This is a genomic window from Methylobacterium sp. E-016 (assembly GCF_022829745.1).
Lineage (GTDB): Bacteria > Pseudomonadota > Alphaproteobacteria > Rhizobiales > Beijerinckiaceae > Methylobacterium.
Map to the genome: position 1 here is coordinate 51,905 of NZ_JAKSYF010000193.1, position 23,823 is coordinate 75,727.

Consider the following 23,823-nt stretch of genomic DNA (forward strand, 5'->3'; position numbering starts at 1 on the left):
CGATTAACGTGACATATTGCTTCTTCGCAATGCGTGGATTCCATTGAGCTGAAGTGATGACCGACATCGACGCGACCGAGCAAGCATTCGGTTCTCACGACCCCGTCTCGTCGGAGACCGCGTTGGCGGGCGCCGTGGGACTCGCGCGGGCCGCCACGTATGCGTTCATCGCCAACGACGGCACCGGTCGGATCACCTTCGTGAACGAGGCGGCCGAGGCGCTCTTCGGATACGGACCCGGCGCGATGCTGGGCCAAAACGTCGATCTCGTCGTTCCCGAACGGTTTCGCGCCAGCCACGCGGCGGGTTTGGCGCGCATCGCCCGCAACGAGCCCTCCCGGATGGCCGGTCGAACGATCGAGGTCACCGCCAGACGTTGCGACGGCAGCGAGTTTCCGGCCGAGTTCACGTTGTCGATCTGGAGAGACCGCTTCGGCCTCGGCTTCGGGGCGATCATGCGCGACATCTCGGAATGGCGCGCCCGCGACGAGCATCTGGTCAGGCTCGCGCATCACGACACGCTCACCGGGTTGCCCAACCGCGCTTCCTTCGAAGAGACGCTCGACGCGAGGCTCGCCGCCGGTCAGGCCACGTGCGTCCTCATGCTCGACCTCGATGGATTCAAGGAGGTGAACGACAGCTGGGGGCACGGCACCGGTGATGCCGTGCTCCAAACCCTCGCCATCCGTCTGCCGGCCTGGCTCGATCAGGATGCGATCGTCGCCAGGTTCGGCGGCGATGAGTTCGCGGTGATGCTGCCGGGCGCCACCGATCCCCTGCAAGTCGCAGCCAGTGCCGCCGCGCTTCTCGACGCCTTCGCGGCACCGTTCTGCGTCTTAGGTCATACCTTCCACCTGGGCGCCAGCATCGGAGGCGCCATCAGCCCGACGCAGGGCCTGTCGGCAGGCGAGCTCGTCGGCAATGCGGACTTGGCGCTCTTTCGCGCGAAACAGGACGGCAAGCGTCGCTTCCGCTTGTTTCAGCCCGACATGCGGAGCGCGCTGCTTTCGCGACTGGCGCTGCAGTCGGAGTTGCGCAGGGCGGTCGCGGCTGGTGAGTTCGTGCTCCACTACCAACCGCAGGTGGCTCTGGATACCAGGCGCATCAACGGTGCGGAGGCCCTCCTGCGATGGCAGCACCCCGAACGCGGTCTGCTGTTTCCGGGCGCCTTCCTGTGTCAGCTCGAGGAGCACCCCCTGGCACTCGAGGTCGGACGCTGGATCCTCGACGAAGCCTGCCGGCAGATGGCGGCTTGGCGCGACGCAGGGCTCCCGATCCGGAAAATGGGCGTCAACCTGTTTACCGCCCAGGTCCGGTCGGGGACGCTGACGTCGGATGTCGCCGACGCTCTCCAGCGGCACCGGCTGAGCCCGGAGATGCTGGAGCTGGAAATCACGGAAACGATCTTCCTGAAGGTCGACGAGCCTGTCCTCCGCCCGTTTCGCGACCTGCATCGTCGCGGGGTCGGCATTTCCTTCGACGATTTCGGCACCGGCTACGCCTCCTTGAGCTCGCTCAAGCGTTTCCCCCTGACGCGCCTCAAGATCGATCGCGGATTCGTCCGGGACCTGATGATCGATCAGCACGATGCGGCGATCGTGCGCTCCATCATCCAGATCGGGAACGACATCGGATTGGACATCATCGCAGAAGGAATCGAGACGTCGGACCAGGAGGCGCGGCTGCTCGAGATGGGCTGCAAGCAGGGTCAGGGATTCCTGTACGCCAAGGCGCTGCCGGCGGCCCGGTTCGAGGATCTTCTCCAAGGTCTCGGGCGCCTTGAGAAGATCGCGAGCTGATCGACGAGCAGGAAACCTGCAAGCGCGTTCGCGGAGCCCGTTCCGATCCGCGTGTCAGGTGGTCTGCCCGGCGCGGCGAGACGGGGGAGATGTCGGGCCGTTTCACTGTTCGCCCGGAAGCGGCCCGGCCAGGAATGACCGATTCCGGGCGGCTGCAGTCTGTGGCAAACGACGGGTTTCGGCCCTCAGGCCCGCCCCTCGACGAAGGCGCGCATCAGCACGTGCGCGATCGCCATCGCCGGTGGGGCGAAGAGGTTGTCCGGGTGGCGCCGCTCCAGCATCGCCAGCACCTCGGCGCGGTCGAACCAGCGGGCGTCGGCGAGCTCGGTCGGGTCGGTGACGATGGTCTCGTCCAGGGCTTCCGCCGTGCAGCCGATCATCAGCGAGGACGGGAACGGCCAGGGCTGCGAGGTGTGATAGCCGACCGCGCCGACCCGCACCCGCGTCTCCTCGTAGGATTCGCGCGCGACCGCGGCCTCGATCGTCTCGCCGGGCTCGAGGAAGCCGGCGAGGCAGGAGTACATCCCCTCCTTGAAGTGCGGGCCGCGCCCGAGCAGGCAGCGTTCGCCGCGGCGGATCAGCATAATCACCACCGGGTCGGTGCGCGGGAAGTGATGGGCGGCGCAGGTCGGGCATTCCCGCCGGAAGCCGCCGGCGCGGACCAGGGTCTGCGTGCCGCAATTGGCGCAGAAGCGGTTGCGCGCGTGCCAGCCGAGCATCGACTTCGCGGTGGCGAGCAGGCCGAGCTCGTCCTGCGGCACGGCGCCCTCGGTGGCGATGGTGCGCAGGTCGAGCGTCCGGAAGCCGTCGCCGGCATAGGCCTCGGCCGCCTCCGGCGCCGCCACCGCCGCGAAGATCGGCCGCCCGTCGAGATGCCCGAGGAAGATCCGCTCCTGGGTGATCAGGGGGTTCGCGCGGACGCCGTCCTCGGCCTCCAGGATCGCGCTCCCGCCCCGAAGCACGAGCGCGTCGCCGGCCAGGAGCACCAGCCGGGTGCCCGGCGCGTCGGGGGGCGGCACCGCGTCCTCCGCCTGCTCCGAGGAATGGCGGACGAGCCGGCTCTGCGTGAAGCCCAGGGTGGCGAAGGGGTCGGTCATCGCCACCTCAGGCTGCTGCGAACAGGGCGCCGGCCCGCTCGGCGAGCTGCGCGCGGGCATGGTGCGGATACGGCTTTCTCGCCTCGAAGCCCCAGACCGGGCCGGGCCAGGCCGGGTCCGACAGGAAGCGCCCGACCACGTGGACGTGGAGCTGCGCCACCACGTTGCCGAGCGTCGCGACGTTGACCTTGTCGGGCTTGGCCAGCGCCAGCATCACCCCGATGGCGAGGTGGACCTCCCGCCACAGGGCGGCGGCATCCTCGGCGGCGAGATCGGTGAGCTCGCTCAAATTAGCCCGGCGCGGCACCAGGATCAGCCACGGGAAGCGGGAATCGTCCATCAGCAGGACGGAGCAGAGGCCGAGGTCGCCGACCGGCACGGTGTCGGCGGCGAGCCGGGAATCGAGAAGAAAATCGGTCATGCCGGGCGATGTAGCGCGGGCGCGCGTCCCGGCGCCATGCCCGCGCTCACGGGCCGCCGGCCCGAACCGGCCGGCGGCGTCGCGCTGTGCGCGATGTCACAGCGTCGGCTCGGTTCCCGCGCGGCCGACCGCGACGAGGTCGGCGTTGACGAGACCGTCGGCGTCGGTGCGCGCGAGCACCACGACGTCGGCGCCGGGCACGAGCAGAGCCCTCTCGCCCGGGGCGATCTGCGCCGTCGGCGTCCCGGGCGGGATGGTGAAGGACTTGCTGCCGCCGTCGTAGACCAGCTCGACCTGCCGCGGCGGATCGAGCGACAGGCCGCCGATCCAGCCCGCGGTGAGCCGCGCGTCGGGGGCCGCGTCCCAGGGCTTGGTGCCGGCCTCGAAGCCGCGCTCGGACGGCGAGTAGATCGCGACCTTGATCGGCTTCGGCTTGCCGTCGGCGCCGGGCACCGAGACGATGCTGACGTAGCTCTCCGGCTTGATGTCGCGGAGGCGGCCTGCGGTCGCGATGAACAGGCGCGTCTTCACGTTCATCAGGACGGTGACGGACCCGCCGGCCGCGCGCCGGATCGTCAGCGTGTCGGCGTCGCGGGCCTCGACGGTGCCCTGGTAGCGCGCGAAGAGTTCCGCGGCCTGCGCCGCAACGGAGGTCGCACCCATCGCGAGCGCGATCAGACAAGCTCGGATCACTGTCGTCAGCCCCTCACTCGACCGGGATGGCCGGCGAGGCGCGAACGTCGGGCGAACGGTCGAGGTTCCCGCTTCGCGCGCGGCACACGCCGTCAGTGCGCCATGAGCATCGGCAGGTCGGCGTGGGCGAGCAGGTGGCTCGTCGGGCCGCCGAAGATCATCTGCCGCAGCCGGCTCTGGGTGTAGGCGCCCTTGATCAGCAGGTCGGAGCCGAACTCCTTCGCCTCGGCGAGGAAGGTCTCGCCCGGCGTCCGGCGCCCGGCGGGAAGCGCCTTATGGTCGGCGGCCACGCCCTCGCAGGCGAGCGAGCGGGCGAGGTCCTCGGCGCTCGGGCCCGGCACCGTGCCGCCCTCGACGCTGAGCACCAGCACGCGGGAGGCGGCCCGCAGCAGCGGCATCGCGAAGGCGACGGCGCGCGCGGTCTCGGTCGAGCCGTTCCAGGCGACCAGGATCGCGTCGCCGAACCGGGTCGGCGGGGTCGGCGGCGCCACCAGGATCGGGCGGCCGCCCTCGAACAGCGCCGTCTCCAAGGTGGTCATGCGCGGCGTGCCGTCGGCGGCGCCGGGGCGGCCGACGACGGTGGCCGAGAACAGGCGCGCGTACTGCCCGAGGAAGGCGTCGCCCGCCGGCACGTCCTGCCGCCAGCGATAGCGCGCGCCGGCGCCGGCGACGTTCTCGGGAACGCACAGGCCGTCGCGGGCGTGGCGCGGGATGCCGGCCCCGTCCATGAAGGCGACGAAGCGCCCGCCCGCCTCCTCGGCCTCGGCCCGGTCGGCCTCCTCGTCGCGCAGCCAGGTCATGCCGCCGACCATGTCGACGGGCACGTACTCGGCGAGCGCCGGCCGCAGCGACACGCCCTCGATCAGGCTGCCGAAGCGCTGTGCCACCAGGCGGGTCGTCTCCAGCACCGAGGGCAGGGCGTCGTGGAGCGCGATCGGCACCAGCAGGGTCTTCATCGCGTCGCCTCGCTCGGGTTCGCCATCACCGTCGGGACGCTAATGCGGATCGCCGCGGCGGGAAACTCGCAGCCGCCCGGCGCTCACACGGTTTTCGGCCTCGGAAGGGAATGGCGATCGGGATCGAGGCGGGCGCGGGCGAGACGCGTCATCGGGCGCTCGACATGGCGGTGGACGAGCAGGGCCGCCACGACGCTCAGGGCGACCATCACGCCGAGCGCGACCCAGGGGCCGAGCCACAATGCGAGGTCGATGCGCGCGAGCGCCTCGCGCAGGCCGCGCAGGACGAAGGGATGGACGAGGTAGAGCGCGTAGGAGGCGTCGCCGAGCGCGGCCAGGGCGGACACGACGGGCGAGGGCGGTCGCGCCTGCGTCCGCGAGCGGCCGAGCGCCGCCGCCGCCACCAGGAAGGCCGCCGGGATGCCGAGGGCGAGCGGGCGCAGGAACCCGTCCGGGAATGGGCCGGTGCGCGCGACGAGCAAGAGCAGGCCGAACCCGGCGAGCGCCAGGCCGGCTCGCGCCGGCCCGCCCAGCCGCACGCCCTCGCCGCGTGCGAGCGCGATCAGGGCGCCGAGCCCGAATTCCAGCATCACCGGGTTCGACCAGAACGCCAGCGGCACGGCCTCCGGCTTCAGCCAGGCGCCCGCCAGCACGATCCCGACGAGGGCCGCCACGAGCCAGGCGACGCCGGCCCGGCGACCCCAGCCGAGACCGAGCGCGAACAGCGCGTAGAACGCCATCTCGCAATTGAGCGTCCAGCCGAGGCCGTAGAGCGGCAGCACCGCGCCGTCCGGCCGCGCCGCGGGCCAGAACAGGAAGGAGGCAACGACCTGGCCGGCGTCCGGCGGTCCGCCGCTGCCGTTGAGGGTCGACGGCGCCGCCAGCCCGACCGCGAGGTAGAGCGCGGTGACCAGCCAGTACAGCGGCACCACCCGCGCGATCCGATGCGCCAGGAAGCGGCGCCGACCTCCGCTCTGCGCCGCATGGCGCCCGACCGCGTGCGGCGCCGCGGCGTGGACGATGATGAAGCCCGAGATCACGAAGAACACGTCGACGCCGCCCGCCCAGGGCAGCAGCCCGCTCGGGGCGAAGGCCGCGCCCGTCCGCTGCGCCAGCGCGGCCGCCTCGGCCTGCGCATGGTGTATCACGACGAGCAGCGCCGCGACCGCGCGCAGGATCTGAACTGACAAGATCTGGGTGGAGCGGGGCGTCAAGGCGGGGCCTCGGGACGGAAGGACGGCGAAAGGCATGGCGGCTGCCGCGGGGTGGATCAAGCGTCGCAGCCCGCGCGGCGGACGGCGCAAGGTCGGGCAAGACCAGAGGAACCATGCGCGATCGTCATCGTTGGTTCGATGAAGTGCTGTCGCCGTCCGTTTCGGTTGAAACCGGTATGGGCGATACAACTACGCCGGCTTGCACGCTCACCATTCATCGATCGAGGTTTTCAATGCTGAAGAAATACGCCGTCCTGTCCGCGCTCGCCTTCGCCGTCTCGACCCCGGCCATGGCCCAGGGCCTGAGCGATTTCCGTCTGCAGTCGCTGCAGGCGAACGCCTTCGAGATCCAGTCGAGCCAGATCGCGCTGTCGAAGTCCCGCAACCCGCAGATCCGGACCTACGCCCAGGAAGCGATCCGCGACCACCGTTCGGCCAACGTCGCCCTCGTCGGCGGTGACCGCAATTACGTCGCCGCGCAGGGCGGCGTGATCGGCGGTCCGGTGGACGGCTTGATCGGCGCGCCGCTGGCGGTGGCCGGTGGCGCCGTCGGCGCGGCGACCGGCGCGGCCGCGGGCGTGGTCGGCGGGACGCTGAACGGCGGCCCGGTCGGCGGCCTCGAAGGCCTCGGCTCGGGCGCGCAGCGCGGCGCCGCAGCGGGCAGCCGCCTCGGCAATGCCGACGTCGATCAGACGGCCGGCACCACGGTGGTTCAGCCCAGCCCCGAGCAGCAGGCGATGCTGGCGGAGCTCTCCGCCACCCCGGCGGGCCCGCGCTTCGACCGCCTCTACGTGAGCCAGCAGGTCCAGGCGCACCGCATGACGATCGGCATGACCGAGGCCTACGCCTCGTCCGGCCCGAACCCGGCGCTTCGCACCTACGCACAGCAGGCCCTGCCGGTGCTGCAGCACCATTACGGCATGGCCCAGCGCCTGCCGGGCGCCCGCGACGCGATGTAATCGTCCGATCCCGCTCGGCGCCGACGCCGAGCGGGGCTCATGAGACAGGGCGGCAGGCGCGAGCCTGCCGCCCTTTTCGTTGGTCCGGGCTTTCGTCGGTCCTGGCCCTTCCGTTCCGATCGATCTCGGATCGAAAGGCGAGGCGGGTGCTCTCGAAGGAAAGCACCCGCCTCGCCGGACGCGTCAGCTGCAGCTCATCATCGCGGAGGGGCGCAGCGGCTCGCCGCTCCGATCGACCGCCTGCGCGAAGTCCCCGGTCTCGGGATTGCGGACCAGCAGGTCGCCCGTGGCCACGCCGAAATGCGCGCCGTGCAGCTTCAGGGTGCCGGCCTCGACCCGTTCCTTGATGAACGGGAAGGTCATCAGGTTCTCGAGGCTCTGGCTGACCATCGCGTGCTCGAGGCGGGTGAGGTATTCGGGCGCGCTCGAATCGCCGGCCTTCGCCTCGGCGGGCTCGACGAGGGAGACCCACTTGCCGATGAAGTTGCCCTTCGAGAGCGGCTTGGCCTTGTTGGCGTAGGCCTTGATGCCGCCGCAGCTGGCGTGGCCGAGCACGACGATGTTCTTGACCTCGAGGCCCTGCACCGCGAACTCGATCGCCGCCGAGGTGCCGTGATAGTCGCCGCCGGTCTCGTAGATCGGCACGATGGCGGCCACGTTGCGGATCACGAACAGCTCGCCCGGGCCGACGTCGAAGATCGCTTCCGGCGCGACCCGGCTGTCGCAGCAGCTGATCACCAGCGTCTCGGGCTCCTGGGCGGTCGCCAGCTCGGCGAAGCGCTTCCGCTCCGTCGGAAAGCGGCCGGAAAGAAAGGAACGGTAGCCGTCGGTGAGCGCGGTCGGAAACATGGGTCCTCCTGACAATCGAGAAATTCCGTCACGGAACGAGTGGCCTGAGCCCCCTGTTCCACGCTCAAGTTTGCTGCCAGGTCAGGATGATCGGGGCGTCTGGAACGTGTCCGGCGACGAGGCGCTCGGCGAGCTGACCGAGGCCGGCGGGCTCGATCCGCGCCTCGGTGGCGAGCAGCTCGGCCACCGTCCACCAGCGCGTGCCGTGCAGCGGGTTGTCCTCGGTCTCCATCAGGCGGCTGGTGTCGATCCGGTCGTCGGGCAGACGCACCAGGAAATAGCGCTCGCGTGCATCGCGCGACTGCCGGAATAGGTGGAACGGGCCGTCGCAGGCCGCGACCTGCGGGCCGATCGCGCAGTCGGCCCGGCCGATCTCCTCCGACAATTCCCGGCGGCAGGCCGTGACGTGGTCCTCGCCGGGCTCCAGCCCGCCGCCCGGCATGAACCAGAACCGCAGCGGCGTGTCGTCCGGCGCATGCGCGTGCACCGATTCGTACTCGATCAGCAGCAGCCGGTCGGCGGGATCGAACACCAGCGCGCGGGCGACGTGGCGGATGGCGGGGTTCGGGTCTCGGGTCTGTTCGCTCATGGCCCAGGTCGTTAGCAGACTTTGCGTGGCTCGCGGGATTCGGCCCGGTCGCCCCCTTGAAGCGGCGCCGGCATCCAGATCACCGCCGGCAGGCCGTGGGAGTCGCGCTCGGGCAGGTCCGGCAGCGGGCTCGCGCGGCCGAGGAGGATGTCGCGGGCGACGACGAGGCCGGCCATCGCGTCGAGGTGGTCGTCGGCGCCGACGCCGCGCGGCCGTGCGCCGTGAACCAGCGCCTCCGGCAGCCCGGCGGCGACGAGGAGCGCCCGGCGCAGGTCCAGCCCGGCCTGCCGCTGCCGCCCCTTCTTGGCCGCCGCCAGCGCCCGGTCGCCGTTGAGGCGGCGGAAGGCGATCTCGGGGTGGACCTCGTGCAGGCGCGCCGTCAGCGCCGGCCGCTCGCGCAGCAGGGCGTCCACCGCGCGGATGTAGCGGAAGATGTTGAAGCACTGGATCGAGGGCGCGAAGGGCGGCGCGCTGCCCGCGCGCGACAGCGCCTTGGCGGTCTCGTAGTCGTCGGCGAAGATCGCCGCGCGCGGCGGCACCGGGAACACGCTCGACCGGCCGGCGCCGAGATAGGCGCGTGCGGCCCGGTCGGCCGCCCGGCCTCCGCCCGTCGCGCGGTCCGGCAGTCCGATCGGCACGTCGATGCCGACCGAGACCGGCGCTTCCGGTCCGTCGAGGCACTCGGCGACGGTGGAAAACAGGGCCGCGCGGTGGCGGCCGGGATCGTCGAGGTCGAGCAGCACGCCGGCCCAGGCGCCGCGGCAGCCGTCGAGTCCCGCGATCCAGCGCGCCATGCCCGCTCCTTGTCTCGCCGTCCGGAGAACGCTATCGGCGCTTCTGTCTTACGGGCGTCGCCCCGCCGACGGAAAGATGCCGCCATGACCGAGATCCGTCCGCGTCGCAGCGTGCTGTCCCTGCCGGGCTCGAACCCGCAGGCCCTGGAGGCGGCTCGCACCCTGCCGGTCGACGCGGTGCTGCTCGATCTGGAGGAGACCGTCCCGCCCGAGGCCAAGGACGCCGCCCGCAAGACGGTGGCCGCCGCGGTGACGGGCCGTCCCTACGGTCATCGCGAGGTGGTGGTCCGCATCAACGCGCTCGATTCGGCCCACGGCGAGGCCGACCTCGCGGCGATCGCCGCGGCCGGCCCCGACGCGATCCTGGTGCCGAAGGTGAGCGGCCCCGACGCCCTGGTGGCCGTCGGCGCCCGCTTGAGGCGCCTCGGCGCGGCGCCGGCGCTGCGGATCTGGGCGATGATCGAGAGCCCGCTCGCGGTGCTGCAGGTCGGCGCGATCGCCAGCGCCGCGCGCGACGTCGACACCCGCCTGTCGTGCCTCGTGGTCGGCACCGGCGACCTCGCCGCGGCGACCCGGATCCGCCGCGGCGTCCCCGGCCGCCCGGCGCTGATGCCGCTGCTGATGAGCGTCGTCGCCGCGGCCCGCGCCTACGAGATCGACGTCATCGACGGCGTGTTCGAGGCGACCGCCGACGAGGCCGGCTTCCGCGCCGAGGCCGAGCAGGCCCGCGACGGCGGCTTCGACGGCAAGGTGCTGATCGATCCCGCGCAGATCGCCGCCGCCAACGCGGTGTTCGGCCCGAGCCCGGATGCGGTCGCGCAGGCGCGTGCGGCGATCGCCGCCTTCGCCGCGCCGGCCGCCCGCGAGCGCGGCACGGCCGCGTTCCGGGGCCGCACGATCGACCGATCCCATGCCGACGAGGCCCACCGCATCGTCGCCCTGGCCGACGCCATCGCGGCGCGCCGGCCGTGAGCGACGCGCTGCCCGAGGTCGGCATCCGCGAGCTCGATCCGCGGCTGGCGGGGTGGGGGTTTCCGCGATGGGGCTCGGCCCAGGCCGCCGGCCTCGACCTCCATGCCTGCCTCGACGCGGCGCTCGACCTCGCGCCGCAGGGGCCGCCGGCGCTGATCCCCGCCGGCTTCACGGTGCTGATCCGTGATCCCGGCTGGTGCGGGCTGATCTTCCCCCGGTCCGGCCTCGGCCATCGCGCCGGGCTGGTGCTCGGCAACGGCACCGGGGTGATCGATGCCGACTACGAGGGCCCGCTGATGATCTCGGCCTGGAACCGCAACCCGGCGGGCGACCCGATCCGGATCGCGCCGGGCGAGCGCATCGCGCAACTGGTGTTCACGCGGGTCGCGCGGCCGCGGCTGGTCGTGACCGACGCGGATGAGCCGGCATCGGCGCGGGGCGTCGGCGGGTTCGGGTCGAGCGGCCGGTGACGAGGCCGAAGGATCGCGCCTCTTCTCCCTCCCCCCTCTGCGGGGGAGGGTGGCCCGCGAAGCGGGTCGGGAGAGGGGAGCGCCGTATCAGGAAGCGTCGCACCCCTCTCCCGACCCTCGCTGACGCGAGGCCTACCCTCCCCCGCAGGGGGGGAGGGAAGAGAGCGCGGTCAGCCGAAAGCCCCGCGCTGGGTCTACTCCGCCGCCGCCTTCGCCGGAACACATCCCTCCTCGGGCAGGCCGAAGCGGCCGATCGTGTCCTGCAGGCGCAGGGCCGCGTTGATCAGCGCCATGTGCGAGAAGCCCTGCGGGGTGTTGCCGCGCTGCTCGCCGGTCTCCGGGTCGATCATCTCGGCGAACAGCCCGACGTCGTTGCCGCGCGCCAGCAGGCGCTCGAACGCCGCCTTGGCCTCGCCGGTGCGGCCGTCGAGCGCCAGGCAGCCGACGCGCCAGAAGGCGCAGGCGGTGAACGTGCCCTCGTCGCCCGCGAGACCGTCGTCCATGCGGTAGCGGTAGATCAGGTCGCCGACGCCGAGCTCAGCCTCGATCGCGGCCAGCGTCTTGCGCAGGCGCGGGTCGCTCGGGTCGATCGCGCCGAACAACGCCACGCGCAGCACCGCCGCGTCGAGGTGGTGCGAGCCGTAGGCGCCGGTGAAGGCCTGCCGCTCCTCGTTCCAGGCCTTCTCCAGGTAGTCGGCGCGGATCTCGGCGGCGATCCGCTCCCAGGTCTCGATCTTCTCCGGCGGCACGCCCTCGATGTTGCGGCCGATCCGGGCGGCGTCGTTCAGCGCCACCCAGAGCATCGCCTTGGTGTGGAGCTGGTGGCGCGGGCCGGTGCGCAGCTCCCAGATGCCGTCGTCGGCCTCGTCGCGGCAGGCGATGGCGCGGCGGGTGAGGTTGTCGAGCACCTCGGGCAGGCGGTCGTGGACCTTCTCCGGCGGGTCGTACTCGACCGCTTCGAGGAAGACGCAGAGCGCGCGCACCAGCTCGCCGTAGATGTCGTGCTGGTCCTGGCCCTCGGCGGCGTTGCCGATCAGCGGCGGCCCGACGTCGCGCCAGCCGGAGAGGTGGTCGAGCTCCTCCTCCGGCGGCATCGCCTCGGCGATGCCGTAGAGCAGCTTGGTGTCGCGGCCGAAGCTGCCGTCCGCTTCGCGCAGGAAGCGCAGGAACTCCGAGGCCTCGCGGACGTAGCCGAGCATCACGAAGGCGGTGACGGTGAAGGTCGCGTCCCGCATCCAGGTGAAGCGGTAATCGTAGTTGCGGTTGCCCGGAACCGCCTCGGGCAGGCCGGCGGTGGCCGCCGCGACGATGGCGCCCGACGGCGAGTAGGTCAGCAGCTTCAAGCACAGGGCCGAGCGCAGCACCGCGTCGCGATAGGGGCCGTGATAGGTGCAGCGCTCGCTCCAGCGCCGCCAGTAGTCGATGGTCGCCGCGACCCGGCGCTCGGCGCCGGCGAAATCGTCGATCGCGGCCCGCTCCCCGTCCTCGCCGTGGGTGAGGACGAGGTAGGCGGTCTCGCCCGCCGCGATCGCGAACCGGCTCACGGCGACCGCGCCGTCGAGCCTCGGCTCGGGCGCGGCGTTGACGCGGAGCCGCTGCTTGCCGGCCTCGAACAGCACCGTCGCGCCGTCGGCGATCGGGATGCCGTCGCAGCGGGCGTAGTCGAAGGTCGGGTGCACCAGGAAGCGCCCGGCGACGTGGCCGTCGATGCAGGTGAGCAGGCGGATCAGGCGGCTCTCGCCCTCGCCGTCGGGCCCTTCCTCGGGCTCGGGGGTCGGCGGGTTGACCGGCATCACGTCGACCAGCCGGGCGCTGCCGGTCTCGGTGACGAAGGTCGTCTCCAGCACGTTGGTCTCGGGCAGGTAGCGCCGCGAGGTCGAGCGCAGGCCCTCGAACGCGATCCGGCAGGAGCCGCCCTTGTCGTCGTCGAGCAGCGCGAGGAACAGGGCCGGCGAATCGTGACGCGGCCAGCACAGCCAGTCGACCGAGCCGTCGCGGGCGATCAGCGCGGTCGAGTGGGTGTCGCCGATGACGGCGTAGTCTTCGATGGGCTTGTACAAGGCGATGCGTTTCCCGGAGGCTCGACCCGTTCTAACGCGTCGCATCCCCGGTTCGACCGTGCCTGACGAAATGTCACATAGGTTTATGTCCCGGCGTGGAATTCGGCGACGTGCTCGGCGACGATCGCGTCGAACGAGGCGTCGGCGGTGAAGCCGAGGTCGAGCGCGCGTTCGGTGGCGAAGGCCTCGGGCCAGGTCTCGATGATGCGGGCGACGGCCGGATCGGGCTCGCGGCGGATCAGGGCGACCGCCTTGTCGCCGCCGACCTTGCGCAGGGCCTCGATCTCCTCGGCCACGGTGGCCGACACCCCCGGCAGCGTCAGCGCGCGCCGCAGCCCGAGGCGGGCGAGGTCGAGCCCGGCCGCGTGCAGCAGGAAGCCGATCGCGGCCGAGGGGCTCGCGAACCAGTGGCGCACGGTCTCGGGCACCGGCAGGATCGCCGGCTGGCCGGCCAGCGGCTCGCGGATGATGCCGGAGAAGAACCCCGACGCCGCCTTGTTCGGCTTGCCCGGGCGCACGCAGATCGTCGGCAGGCGCAAGGCGATGCCGTCGAGGAAGCCGCGGCGGGAATAGTCGGCGAGCAGCAACTCGCCCATCGCCTTCTGGGTGCCGTAGGAGGAGGCCGGCGTGACGATCCAGTCGTCGCCGATCACCGGTGGCAGCGGCGGCCCGAACACCGCGAGCGAGGAGGTGAACACCACCTTCGGCCGGTAGCCGTCGGCCAGGTGCGCGCGGCGGATCGCGTCGAGCAGCAAGCGGGTGCCGTCGAGGTTGACCCGGTAGCCGAGCTCGAGGTTCGCCTCCGCCTCGCCCGAGACGACGGCTGCGAGGTGGAAGACGAGACCGGGCCGCCCGGCGATGGCGGCGTCGGCCGCGCCCGGCGCGGTGAGGTCGGCGGCCTCGGTGCGGACGTTGCCGGCGAAGCCCGCGGGCGCGTCGGGCTGGACCACGTCGATCAGGGTCAGCGCGTCGAGCGGCGCGCCGCCGACGGCGCCGGACGCGACCAGGGCCTTGGTGAGCCGGCGGCCGATCATGCCGGCGGCGCCGAGGATCAGGGCGTGCATGGGAAGCTCCTTGGTCGGCATGTTCGGCCGCGATCGATCTGCGTTGCCCTACCGGCTCCCCCCCCCGCACCCGAGTCGGGCCTGCCCGACTTGGGCACACGACTTGGGCACACAAGGTGCGGATCTCGGGCAAGCCCGAGATCCGTCGGGGGGGAGGGAAGGCGCGACGAGACTTTCGAAGGCGGTCAGGGAAGCGAGAAGCACCCGTATCGCTCACCGCATCAGGGCGAGCGCGCGCAGGAAGAAGTCGCGGCCGCCGAAGTTGCCGGATTTCAGCGCGAGCAGCATCGGATCGCCGCCGGCCGTGCGCAGGACGGGGACGCCGGCGGCGATCTCGGGGCCGAGCTGGAAGGCTTTCAGCCCGAGATGGTCGACCACCGCGCCGGAGGTCTCGCCGCCGGCGACCACGAGCCGGCGGACGCCGCGGGCGACGAGGTCCGCGGCGAGTTGCGCCAGCGCCGCCTCGATCGCCTGGCCGACCGCGGCGCCGCCGTGCCTGGCCTGGAGCGCGCGCACCGCGTCGGGCGCGGCGCTGCTGGCGACGAGGACCGGGCCGGCGGCAAGGCGCTCGGCGGCCCAGGCGATGGCCGCCTCGACCTCGCCGGGGCCGGACAGCAGCCGCTCGGTGTCGAGGCGCAGCACCGGCATGTGATCGGCCGCGGCCTCGATCTGCGCCAGCGTCGCCTGCGAGCAGCTGCCTGCGAGGCACGCGGCGTGGCCGCCGACCGCTTCGCCCGCCACCGCACCGGCGCCGGATGCGCCGTGCCCGTCCGCGACCAGCGCGCGGGCGAGCCCGAGGCCGAGGCCCGAGGCGCCGCAGGAGACGCGGTGCCGCAAGGCGGCGCGGCCGAGGATCTCGAGGTCGGCATCGAAGATCGCGTCGGCGATGGCCGCGCCGTGGCCCTCCTTCGCCAGGGCGTCGAGGCGCGCGGCGACCGCGTCCGGACCGCGCGTCACGGTGGCGATGTCGATCAGCCCGACCGTGCCGGCGCTCTGGCGGGCGAGCACCCGCACGAGGCTCGAATCGCGCATCGGGTTGAGGGGGTGGTCCTTCAGCGGGCTCTCGGCGAGCAGCGTCGCGCCGACGAAGAGGTGACCCTGGTAGACGCTGCGCCCGGTCTCGGGAAAGGCGGGGGTGACGAGCGCGATCGGCTCGGCCGCATCCGCCCGCAGCGCGTCGAGCACCGGGCCGATATTGCCGGCCTCGGTCGAATCGAAGGTCGAGCAGACCTTGAACAGCACGTGGCCGGCACCGCGCCGGCGCAGCCAGGCGTCGGCCTCGCGGGAGCGCGCCACCGCCTCGCGCGGGTCGATCGACCGGCTCTTCAGCGCCACCACCACCGCGTCGACCGCCGGCAGGGCGAGGTCGTCGGCCGGCACGCCGATGGTCTGCACCGTGCGCAGGCCGGCCTTGGTCAGGGTGTTGGCGAGGTCCGAGGCGCCGGTATAGTCGTCGGCGACGCAGCCGAGCGCGAGCGGCAGGCTCATCGCACATCCCCCCGCCGGCCTTCGCGATAGGGCGCGAACCAGCCGAGGCCCGCGACGGTGCCGGCGGCCGGATTGTACTCGCAGCCGACGAACCCGTCGTAGCCGAGCCGGTCGAGCTCCGCGAAAAGGAAGGCGTCGTTGATCTCGCCGGTGCCGGGCTCGTGTCGCCCCGGCACCGAGGCGGTCTGCACGTGGCCGACGATCGGCATCAGCGCGCGCAGCCGCATCGTCACGTCGCCGTGCAGGATCTGGCAGTGGTAGAGGTCGAACTGCAGCTTCAGGTTCGGCCGCGCGAGGTCGCGGATCAGCGCCGCCGCCGCCCCGAAATCGTTCAGGAAGTAGCCCGGCATGTTGCGGCCGTTGATCGGCTCCAGCACGAGGTCGAGCCCCGCCGCGCCGAGAGCGTCGGCGGTCCAGGCGACGGCGCGGCGGTAGGCGTCGCGCGCGGCCGGATCGTTCGGGTCGGCCAGCCCCGCCATCAGGTGGAGGCGCCCGACGCCGGTGGCCTCGGCGTAGCGCAGAGCGGTCGCGACGCCCTGCTTCAGCTCGTCGAAGCGCTCGGGCAGGGCCGCGAGCCCGCGCTCGCCGGCCTCGAAGTCGCCCGGCGGCAGGTTGAACAGCGCCTGCGTCAGGCCGTGGCGCGCCAGGCGGTCGGCGATGGCGTCGGCCGGATGCGCGTAGGGGAACAGGAACTCGACGGCGCCGAAGCCCTGGTCCGCGGCGGCGGCGAAGCGGTCGAGGAAGGGGAGCTCGGTGAACATCAGGGTGAGGTTGGCGGCAAAGCGCGGCATGGATGGACCTCCTCAGCGCTTCGCGGCCGGCAGGGTCGCGCCCGAGACCTGGGCGTAGAGCCGCGCGACGGAGGCATCGTCGTCGCGGCCCATCCCCGAGCCCGACGCCATCAGGAACATCTGCAGGGCGGCGGCCGCCACCGGCACCGGGTACTTCTCGGCGCGCGCCATGTCCTGCACGATGCCGAGGTCCTTGACGAAGATGTCGACCGCGCTTCTGGGGCTGTAATCGCCGTCGAGGACGTGCGGCATCCGGTTCTCGAACATCCAGGAATTGCCGGCCGACTTCGTGATCACCTCGTAGACGCGGGCGAGGTCGAGGCCCTGCTTGGCGGCGAAGCTCATGGCTTCCGACGCGGCGGCGATGTGCACGCCCGCGAGCAGCTGGTTGATCATCTTGAAGGCCGCGCCCTGGCCGGCTTCGTCGCCGAGCTCGTAGAGCGTGCCGGCCATCGCATCGAGCGCCGGGCGCGCCGCATCGAAGGCGGTGGCCGAGCCGGAGGCGAGGAAGGTCAGAGCCCCGTCGGCGGCGCGCACCGCGCCCCCGCTCATCGGCGCGTCGAGGTAGTGCCGGCCGGTGGCCTCGAGCCGCGCCGCCAGCCGCCGGGCGACGGCCGGGTCCATGGTCGCCGAGGAGACGAACACCGCGCCCTCCGGCATCGCCGCCGCGGCGCCGGCCTCGCCGAACAGCACGGCCTCGGTCTGGGCGGCGTTGACGACGACGCAGATCACGACGCTCGCGCCCTCCGCCGCTTCGGCCGGGCTCGCCGTGCCGCGCCCGCCGGCCGCCGAGAAGCGGGCGACCGCCTCGGGGTTCACGTCGCAGGCCCCGACCGTGAAGCCGGCCCGCAGCAGCGAGGCCGCCATGCCGAAGCCCATCGAGCCGAGGCCGATCACCGCGGCGTGCCGGGCGGAGGAGGGTGCTGTCATCGGGGATGTCCGGTCGGGGGTCTGCGGAAGGTGCGCCGGTTTCAGCGGTTCACGAGGCGCTTGGGCGTCACGAAGGTCGCGACCGAGCCGAGCACCAGCATGGCGGCGAGCGCGTACATGCCGGTGGCGGTGTTGCCGCTGTAGTCCTTCAGGGCGCCGATCACGTAGGGGCTGGCGAAGCCCGCGAGGTTGCCCACCGAGTTGATCAGCGCGATGCCGGCGGCGGCGCCCGCCCCCGACAGGAATGCGGTCGGCATCGACCAGAACAGCGGCGCGCAGGTGAGCACCCCGCCCGCGGCGATCGAGAGCGCCATGATCGCGATCACCGTGCTGCCGGCGGTGGCGGCGACGACGAAGCCGACCGCGCCGCAGAGCGCGGGCACGATTAGGTGCCAGCGGCGCTCGCGCATCCGGTCGGCGCTGCGCCCGAGCAGGATCATCACGAACACCGCGAACAGGAACGGGATCGCGCTGATCAGGCCGATGTTGAGGTTGCCCTGCACGCCGGTGGCTTTCACCAGCGTCGGCATCCAGAAGGTCAGGCCGTACTGGCCCGTGACGAAGCAGAAGTAGATGAAGCTCATGAACCAGACGCGGCCGTTGCGGAACACGGTCGCGATCGAGTGCGGGCTCGTCTCCTTGCCGACGTTGTCGGCGGCGATGTCGCGCTCGATCACCGCCTTCTCGGGGTCGGTCAGCCACTTGGCCTCGGAGGCCCGGTTGTCGAGGTAGAAGAACACCGCGATGCCGACCAGCACCGCCGGCACCGCCTCGATCACGAACATCCACTGCCAGCCGGCGAGCCCGTGGGCGCCGTTGAAGGCATCCATGATCCAGCCCGAGAGCGGGTTGCCGAAGATGCCCGAGACGGGGATCGCGGCCATGAACACGGCGATGACCTTGGCCCGGCGATGCGCCGGGAACCAGGCCGTCGTGTAGAGGATCACGCCCGGGTAGAAGCCCGCCTCGGCCAGCCCGAGCAGGAAGCGCATGACGTAGAAGGTCGTGGCGGAGTTCACGAACAGGAACGCACCCGAGATGATCCCCCAGGTGACCATGATCCGGGCGATCCAGATCCGCGCGCCGACCCGGTGGAGGATCACGTTCGAGGGCACCTCGAACAGGAAGTAGCCGACGAAGAACACGCCCGCGCCGAAGCCGTAGACCGTCTCGCTGAAGCCGAGGTCCTGGGACATCTGCAGCTTGGCGAAGCCGACGTTGACCCGGTCGAGGTAGGCGACGACGTAGCAGAGCATCAGGAACGGCACGAGGCGCCAGAACACCTTGGTATAGGTCTGCTCGACGAAGTCCTTCGACGGCACGGCGCTGCCCGGCAGCACGGCGGCTGGTGAACTCATGGCGTCCTCCGTCGCCGACGTCTTGGCGTGCCGGCGTTCTGCTTGGTTCCGCACCGTTTCCCGGCGCTTGAAACCTGCCTATCTCAGTTTGGCAGCGCTGCCAATCAGCTTGCGGGTGACAGCGATGCTGGATATGTCGCTGAGCGCATCGCCACGCGAAGGGCCTCCATGAACCTGCATCGGCGCCTCGTGACGCTGGCGGACGTCGCCCGGGAATCGGGTTTCGGCGAGAGCACGGTCTCGCGGGTGCTGCGCAACCAGGGCTCGTTCTCGAAGCGCACCGCAGACCGGGTGGCCGCGGCCGTGGCCGAGCTCGGCTACGTGCCGAACCGGCTGGCCGGGTCGCTCGCGGGCAACGCGGCGTCGGCCGGCTCGCAGCTCGTCGGCATCGTGATCCCGTCGCTCGCCAACATCGTCTTCCCCGACCTGCTGCGCGGGCTGACGGGGGCGCTCGACCGCACCGGCTTCCAGAGCGTGATCGGCGTCTCCGACTACGATCCCGACCGCGAGGAGGCGCTGGTCGGCGCGCTGCTGTCGTGGCGCCCGGCCGGCCTCGTCGTCACCGGGGTGGAGCACAATCCCGGCACCGTCGCGCTCCTGCGCGCCGCCGGGATCCGCGTGGTCGAGATGATCGACACCGACGGGCCGGGCCTCGACCTCGTCGTCGGCTTCTCCAACCGGGCGGTGGGCGAGGCGAGCGCCGCGCACCTGCTCGGGCGGGGCTACCGCCGCATCGGCTATGTCGGCCACGACATTCTGCGCGACCTCCGGGCGGGCAAGCGGCTCGCGGGATTCGAGGCGGCCCTGCAAAGCACGGGGCACGGGCTGATCGACCGTGAGGTGGTCGCCGAGCCGTCCTCCGCGGCGGCCGGGCGGGCGGCGCTCGACCGGCTGCTCGACCGCACGTCGGACCTCGACGCCGTCTACTTTTCCAACGACGACATGGCGCTCGGCGGCTACTTCTGCTGCCTGGCGCGCGGCTGGTCGATCCCGCACCGCCTCGCTTTGTTCGGCTACAACGGCCTCGACATCACCGCGGCGATGCCGCAGCCGCTCTCGACCATCCGCACGCCGCGACTGCGGATCGGCGCGGTCGCCGCCGAGCGCCTGGCGGCCGGCGGCCCGGCCGAGACGATCGACCTCGGCTTCGAACTGATGGAAGGCGCGACCGCATGAGTCAGGCCCGATGAGCGAATCCACCCTGCGCGAAAGCATCTGCCGCTACGGGCGCTCGCTGTTCGAGCGTGGGCTGACGCCGGGCTCCTCGGGCAACATCTCCCTTCGGCTCGATGACGGGGGCTGGCTGGTGACCCCGACCAACGCCTCGCTCGGCTTCCTCGACCCGGCCCGGATCTCGCGTCTCGACGCGACGGGACGGGTGGTCTCCGGCGACACGCCGACGAAGGAGATCCCGCTCCACACCGCGCTCTACGAGAGCCGCGCCGAGGCGCGCGCCATCGTCCACCTGCACTCGACGCACGCGGTCGCGGTGTCGATGCTGCCCGAGATCGACTCGAAGGCGGTGCTGCCGCCGCTGACGCCGTACTACCTGATGCGCACCGGCGGCACGGCGCTGGTCCCGTACTACCGCCCCGGCGACCCAGGCGTCGCCGACGCGATCCGGGGCCTGGCGGGGAAGTACAGTTCGGTGCTGCTCGCCAACCACGGCCCGGTCGTCGCCGGCGCGAGCCTGGAGGCCGCGGTCTTCGCCACCGAGGAGCTCGAGGAGACGGCCAAGCTCTACCTGCTCCTGCGCAACCTCAACCCGCGCCATCTCAGCCCCGCCCAGGTCGCCGACCTCGTCCAGCATTTCGGGCTGACGTTGCCGGAGCACGAGGAGGAGGGACACGGATGCTCCTGACGCGGCGCGGCGCCGGTCCTGACGCGACCATACCTTCAGGCGCTGCGAGCCCGATCGGGATGGGCCGTGACGAGGCGTCCGACCTCGTCGCGCTCGACCAGCCACACAGTGCGGATCCAGGGTTCGCGTCCCGACGGCGTCGCGATCGGACCGATGCAGGCGACCACCCGCCGATCCGGCGATGTCGGCGTGACCATGCGAACGGATGCGCGCAGGGCCTGCAGAAACAGCGCATCCGCGAATTCGGTCGTCCGCTCGCGGTTGAATCCGAAGCCGAGGAAGAAGCGTGCTTTCGATCCGCCTTGCGGATGATCGGGATTGAGAGGGTATCTGGCGATCTTGTCGCCCGGAATGGCAAGGTTCTGCGGGAGCGACGATCCGCTCATCGCAGAGCGGTCGGCGTCGCATGCGTCAGGATCGTTGCCGGCACGGTGGCCAGCGCGCCGTCCGGCTCCGAGAACTCGACGATGCAATCCGGGCTGTCGGTCCAGACGCCGACGACGGTTCCTGCACGCCCCGCCGGGATCGTCTCGCCGTCATGCGAGCGGGCCGGCTCGAGCAGCACCACGGTATCGAGGTCCCGGAAGCCGGGCTCGTCCTTGCGCAGCAGATAAACGACCTCGACGGACATGACGGAAGCATATGGTGGGGCGCACCGTTCGTCCACGCCCGACGGTGCTGCTCGCTGGCACGCGGGCGAAAACCTCAATCCTTCGCCAGCATCGACCGCCCGATCGAGAACACCCGGCCGTCGCCGAGGAGATGCGCCGTGAACCCCGCCGAGAACAGCGGCTCGAACGCCGCGTCGCGGACGTTGAGGCCGCCGGCATAGGCGCCGAAGGCCGGCATCACCAGGCGGGTGCCGTCGGTGACGAAGCAGCGGCGGCGCACCGCACGTCCGCGCATCGCGACCTTGCCGCACGGGTGGAGGTGGCCGGCGATCTCGCCCGGCGCCGCGCCCGGGGTCGGCTCGTGGCGGAGGGTGAGGCCGCCGAGCGTCATCACCTCGGCGTAGCGACCGCCGACGCCCTCGCTCACGGCGGCGTCGTGGTTGCCGGCGATCCAGACCCAGTCGCGGCCCTGCTGCAGGGCGGCGACCATCGCCCGGTCGCCGGGCTCCATCCGCTCGGGGCCGCGGGAATCGTGGAAGCTGTCGCCGAGCGCCACGATACAGGCCGGGTCGAAGCGCGCCACCGCCTCGTGCAGGCAGGCCAGCGTCTCGCGGGTGTCGTAGGGCGGCAGGAACTGGCCGGTGCGGGCGGCGTAGGCCGAGCCCTTCTCGAGGTGGAGGTCGGAGACGATCAGCGTGCGGTGATCGGCCAGCCACAGGCCGCCGCACCGGTCGAGGGTGAGGGTCTCGCCGGACAGCTGCAGGCCGGGGGATTTTTGAGTCTTCTCGAGTCTCAGGCCGAGCGCCAAGATGGTGTCCTCGTCGGTAGGGAAGGGCGGCGTCACCCCAGCGCCTCCTCGAGAAGCTGGGCCTCGGCCTCGGCCAGGATCTCGTCGGCGCCCTCGCCGTAGACCCGTTCGCGCCCGATCTCCAGCATCACGGAGACCGAGAGCGGCGAGACCCGGTCGAGGGCCTTGTGGGTGATTCGCCCCTGGATGCGCTCCAACATCATGCCGAGGCGCCTCACGTCGAGGAGTCCGGTTGCCGCATCCTGGCGCGCGGCGCGCATCAGCAGGTGGTCGGGCTGGTGCTTGCGCAGCACGTCGTAGATCAGGTCGGTGGAGATCGTGACCTGCCGGCCGGTCTTCTTCATGCCGGGATGGCGGCGCTCGATCAGCCCGGCGATGACCGCGCATTGGCGGAAGGTGCGCTTCATCATCGAGGATTCGTCGAGCCAGGCGTCGAGGTCGTCGCCGAGCATGTCCTGGGCGAACAGGTCTTCGAGGAAGGCGGGATCCCGGGCGATCCGCTCGGACAGGTCGCGGGTCATGAAGATCGCGATGCCGTAATCGTTGGCGGCGAAGCCCAGCGGGCGCAGGCCGGCGCGCTCCAGCCGCCGGGTCAGCAGCATGCCGAGCGTCTGGTGCGCGAGCCGGCCCTCGAACGGGAACGCCGTGAGGTAGTGGCGCCCGGCCCGCGGGAAGGTCTCGACCAGGAGGTCGCGCTCGCCCGGCAGCAGCGAGCGGCTGCGCTGGAGGAGCAGGTAGTCGGCGACCTGGCGCGGCAGCCGGTCCCACTCGAACGGGTCGGCGATGATCGCGCGGACGCGGGCGGCGAGGTAGGTCGAGAGCGGGAACTTCGAGCCGGCATAGGACGGGATCGCCGGGTCGGTCCCTGGCCCGGCGCGCGTGGCCATCGCCTCGTCCTCGGCCAGGCCCTCGAAGCGCAGCACCTCGCCGGCGAACAGGAAGGTGTCGCCCGGCGTCAGCGTGTCGGCGAAGTCCTCCTCGATCTCGCCGAGCACCCGGCCGGTCTTCGGCAGCACGGTGTTGGGCTTGCCCCGCATCGCGCGCGCGAGGCGGACCTTCACCTTCGCCGCCTCGACGATGGTGCCGATGTTCATCCGGTACTGCTGGGCGACGCGCGCGTCGCGCACCCGCCACAGCCCGTCCGGCCCGCGCAGGATCTTGGCGAAGCGCTCGTAGGCGCGCAGCGCGTAGCCGCCGGTGGCGACGTAGTCGACGACCGCCTCGAAATCCTCCCAGGACAAGGTGGCGTAGGGGGCGGCCGAGATCACCTCGTCGTAGAGCGCCACCGGGTCGAACGCGTCGGCGCAGGCCATGCCGAGCACGTGCTGGGCGAGCACGTCCGGCGCGCCGAGGCGGGCGTCGGGCGTGTCCTGCGCCGCCTCCTCGACCGCGTCGAGCGCCGCTTGGCATTCCAGGATCTCGAAGCGGTTGCCGGGGACGAGGTAGGCCTTCGACGGCTCGTCCATGCGGTGGTTGGCGCGCCCGATCCGCTGCATGATCCGGCTCGCCCCCTTCGGCGCGCCGACGTTGACCACGAGGTCGACGTCGCCCCAATCGATGCCGAGGTCCAGCGTCGCGGTGCAGACGATCGCCCGGAGCGAGCCCGCCGCCATCGCCGCCTCGACCCGGCGGCGCTGGGTGGCGTCGAGGGAGCCGTGATGGAGCGCGATCGGGAGCACGTCGTCGTTGAGCCGCCACAGCTCCTGGAAGGTGTACTCCGCCTGGAGTCGGGTGTTGACGAAGACCAGCACCGTGCGGTGCGCCCGGATCAGGTCGTAGATCGCCGGCATGGAATGCCACGCGGTGTGCCCGGCGAGCGGCAAGGTCTTGCCGGTGTCGAGCAGGTGCAGGTCGGGCGCCGCGCCGCCGGCGACGACGACGAGGTCGGCCATGCGTGGACCTTCCCCTCCCCCCCCTGCGGGGGCGGGTGGGCCTCGCGTGAGCGAGGGTCGGGAGAGGGGAGCGACATTTCCGGAAGCGGCGCTCTCCTCTCCCGACCCGCTTCCCTGGCCACCCTCCCCCGCAGGGGGGGGAGGGAA

Annotated in this window: 24 protein-coding genes; 6 read left to right on the plus strand and 18 right to left on the minus strand. The window is 72.0% G+C overall.

What is annotated here, in order from left to right; all coding sequences use genetic code 11:
* Positions 1 to 56 precede the first annotated feature (56 nt).
* Positions 57 to 1,799: a putative bifunctional diguanylate cyclase/phosphodiesterase gene (locus tag MKK68_RS27215; protein WP_244033508.1), complete on the plus strand. Its 1,743-nt coding sequence runs from the start codon at positions 57 to 59 to the stop codon at positions 1,797 to 1,799.
* A gap of 185 nt (positions 1,800 to 1,984) precedes the next feature.
* On the opposite strand, the gene nudC is transcribed toward MKK68_RS27215, so the two are convergent.
* The 5 genes from nudC to MKK68_RS27240 form a co-directional block, all read right to left on the minus strand.
* A complete protein-coding gene (gene nudC, locus MKK68_RS27220) occupies positions 1,985 to 2,896 on the minus strand; it encodes an NAD(+) diphosphatase (protein WP_147728438.1) in 912 nt (303 codons plus the stop codon).
* 7 nt (positions 2,897 to 2,903) lie between these two features.
* The gene (locus tag MKK68_RS27225) at positions 2,904 to 3,317 is read right to left on the minus strand and encodes an HIT domain-containing protein (protein ID WP_244033509.1); all 414 of its coding nucleotides are present in this window, start codon (positions 3,315 to 3,317) and stop codon (positions 2,904 to 2,906) included.
* A 96-nt stretch (positions 3,318 to 3,413) separates the two neighbouring features.
* Positions 3,414 to 4,010 carry a hypothetical protein gene (locus MKK68_RS27230; RefSeq protein WP_244033510.1) on the minus strand — a complete coding sequence of 199 codons (597 nt, stop codon included), beginning with the start codon at positions 4,008 to 4,010 and terminating at the stop codon, positions 3,414 to 3,416.
* Positions 4,011 to 4,102: 92 nt separating this feature from the next.
* The gene (locus tag MKK68_RS27235; RefSeq protein WP_147728435.1) at positions 4,103 to 4,966 is read right to left on the minus strand and encodes a universal stress protein; all 864 of its coding nucleotides are present in this window, start codon (positions 4,964 to 4,966) and stop codon (positions 4,103 to 4,105) included.
* An 83-nt stretch (positions 4,967 to 5,049) separates the two neighbouring features.
* Positions 5,050 to 6,180 (minus strand): acyltransferase family protein, encoded by a 1,131-nt coding sequence (locus MKK68_RS27240; protein WP_244033511.1) that lies wholly within the window; start codon positions 6,178 to 6,180, stop codon positions 5,050 to 5,052.
* Positions 6,181 to 6,413: 233 nt separating this feature from the next.
* On the opposite strand from MKK68_RS27240, the gene MKK68_RS27245 reads away from it, so the two are divergent.
* The gene (locus MKK68_RS27245; protein ID WP_244033512.1) at positions 6,414 to 7,139 is read left to right on the plus strand and encodes a DUF4142 domain-containing protein; all 726 of its coding nucleotides are present in this window, start codon (positions 6,414 to 6,416) and stop codon (positions 7,137 to 7,139) included.
* 183 nt (positions 7,140 to 7,322) lie between these two features.
* Here the strand turns inward: MKK68_RS27245 and MKK68_RS27250 are convergent, their stop codons facing one another.
* From MKK68_RS27250 to MKK68_RS27260, 3 genes are all read right to left on the minus strand, one after another.
* Complete coding sequence (locus tag MKK68_RS27250; protein WP_147843815.1) at positions 7,323 to 7,988, minus strand: carbonic anhydrase; 666 nt, start codon at positions 7,986 to 7,988, stop codon at positions 7,323 to 7,325.
* Positions 7,989 to 8,052: 64 nt separating this feature from the next.
* Entirely contained in the window at positions 8,053 to 8,577 is a 525-nt protein-coding gene (locus tag MKK68_RS27255; protein ID WP_244033513.1) for an NUDIX hydrolase, read from the minus strand.
* An 11-nt stretch (positions 8,578 to 8,588) separates the two neighbouring features.
* Positions 8,589 to 9,371, minus strand: coding sequence for a DUF429 domain-containing protein (locus MKK68_RS27260; protein ID WP_244033514.1), 783 nt, complete (start codon positions 9,369 to 9,371; stop codon positions 8,589 to 8,591).
* 84 nt (positions 9,372 to 9,455) lie between these two features.
* On the opposite strand from MKK68_RS27260, the gene MKK68_RS27265 reads away from it, so the two are divergent.
* Together MKK68_RS27265 and dut are read left to right on the plus strand one after the other, a co-directional pair.
* Positions 9,456 to 10,343, plus strand: a complete 888-nt coding sequence (locus tag MKK68_RS27265; protein WP_244033515.1) for an HpcH/HpaI aldolase/citrate lyase family protein — start codon at positions 9,456 to 9,458, stop codon at positions 10,341 to 10,343.
* Positions 10,340 to 10,813 (plus strand): dUTP diphosphatase, encoded by a 474-nt coding sequence (gene dut, locus MKK68_RS27270; RefSeq protein WP_244033516.1) that lies wholly within the window; start codon positions 10,340 to 10,342, stop codon positions 10,811 to 10,813. Before MKK68_RS27265 ends, dut begins: the two co-directional genes overlap by 4 nt.
* A gap of 194 nt (positions 10,814 to 11,007) precedes the next feature.
* On the opposite strand, the gene MKK68_RS27275 is transcribed toward dut, so the two are convergent.
* The 6 genes from MKK68_RS27275 to MKK68_RS27300 all read right to left on the minus strand — a co-directional run bounded on the left by MKK68_RS27275 (position 11,008) and on the right by MKK68_RS27300 (position 18,504).
* Entirely contained in the window at positions 11,008 to 12,873 is a 1,866-nt protein-coding gene (locus MKK68_RS27275; RefSeq protein WP_244033517.1) for a glycoside hydrolase family 15 protein, read from the minus strand.
* A gap of 83 nt (positions 12,874 to 12,956) precedes the next feature.
* Positions 12,957 to 13,937, minus strand: coding sequence for a D-erythronate dehydrogenase (denD, locus tag MKK68_RS27280; protein ID WP_244033518.1), 981 nt, complete (start codon positions 13,935 to 13,937; stop codon positions 12,957 to 12,959).
* 213 nt (positions 13,938 to 14,150) lie between these two features.
* A complete protein-coding gene (gene otnK, locus MKK68_RS27285; protein WP_244033525.1) occupies positions 14,151 to 15,419 on the minus strand; it encodes a 3-oxo-tetronate kinase in 1,269 nt (422 codons plus the stop codon).
* Between the two features lie 2 nt (positions 15,420 to 15,421).
* Positions 15,422 to 16,216 carry a 2-oxo-tetronate isomerase gene (otnI, locus tag MKK68_RS27290; RefSeq protein WP_244033519.1) on the minus strand — a complete coding sequence of 265 codons (795 nt, stop codon included), beginning with the start codon at positions 16,214 to 16,216 and terminating at the stop codon, positions 15,422 to 15,424.
* A 12-nt stretch (positions 16,217 to 16,228) separates the two neighbouring features.
* On the minus strand, positions 16,229 to 17,146 hold the full coding sequence (ltnD, locus tag MKK68_RS27295) for an L-threonate dehydrogenase (RefSeq protein WP_244033520.1): 918 nt from the start codon (positions 17,144 to 17,146) through the stop codon (positions 16,229 to 16,231).
* 41 nt (positions 17,147 to 17,187) lie between these two features.
* On the minus strand, positions 17,188 to 18,504 hold the full coding sequence (locus MKK68_RS27300) for an MFS transporter (protein ID WP_243933940.1): 1,317 nt from the start codon (positions 18,502 to 18,504) through the stop codon (positions 17,188 to 17,190).
* A 168-nt stretch (positions 18,505 to 18,672) separates the two neighbouring features.
* Here MKK68_RS27300 and MKK68_RS27305 point away from each other — a divergent pair, with 168 nt between their 5' ends.
* Positions 18,673 to 19,680: a LacI family DNA-binding transcriptional regulator gene (locus MKK68_RS27305; protein ID WP_244033521.1), complete on the plus strand. Its 1,008-nt coding sequence runs from the start codon at positions 18,673 to 18,675 to the stop codon at positions 19,678 to 19,680.
* Between the two features lie 10 nt (positions 19,681 to 19,690).
* Complete coding sequence (locus MKK68_RS27310) at positions 19,691 to 20,365, plus strand: aldolase (RefSeq protein ID WP_244033522.1); 675 nt, start codon at positions 19,691 to 19,693, stop codon at positions 20,363 to 20,365.
* A 35-nt stretch (positions 20,366 to 20,400) separates the two neighbouring features.
* Here the strand turns inward: MKK68_RS27310 and MKK68_RS27315 are convergent, their stop codons facing one another.
* The 4 genes from MKK68_RS27315 to MKK68_RS27330 form a co-directional block, all read right to left on the minus strand.
* Entirely contained in the window at positions 20,401 to 20,751 is a 351-nt protein-coding gene (locus tag MKK68_RS27315) for a DUF6883 domain-containing protein (RefSeq protein ID WP_244033523.1), read from the minus strand.
* Complete coding sequence (locus MKK68_RS27320; RefSeq protein ID WP_147728298.1) at positions 20,748 to 20,996, minus strand: DUF4926 domain-containing protein; 249 nt, start codon at positions 20,994 to 20,996, stop codon at positions 20,748 to 20,750. The genes MKK68_RS27315 and MKK68_RS27320 overlap by 4 nt, the downstream gene beginning before the upstream one ends.
* Positions 20,997 to 21,070: 74 nt before the next feature.
* The gene (gene pdeM, locus MKK68_RS27325) at positions 21,071 to 21,784 is read right to left on the minus strand and encodes a ligase-associated DNA damage response endonuclease PdeM (protein WP_147859558.1); all 714 of its coding nucleotides are present in this window, start codon (positions 21,782 to 21,784) and stop codon (positions 21,071 to 21,073) included.
* A gap of 32 nt (positions 21,785 to 21,816) precedes the next feature.
* Positions 21,817 to 23,823 (minus strand): helicase-related protein (locus tag MKK68_RS27330; protein ID WP_409567334.1); only part of this gene is annotated, 2,007 nt, incomplete at its 5' end.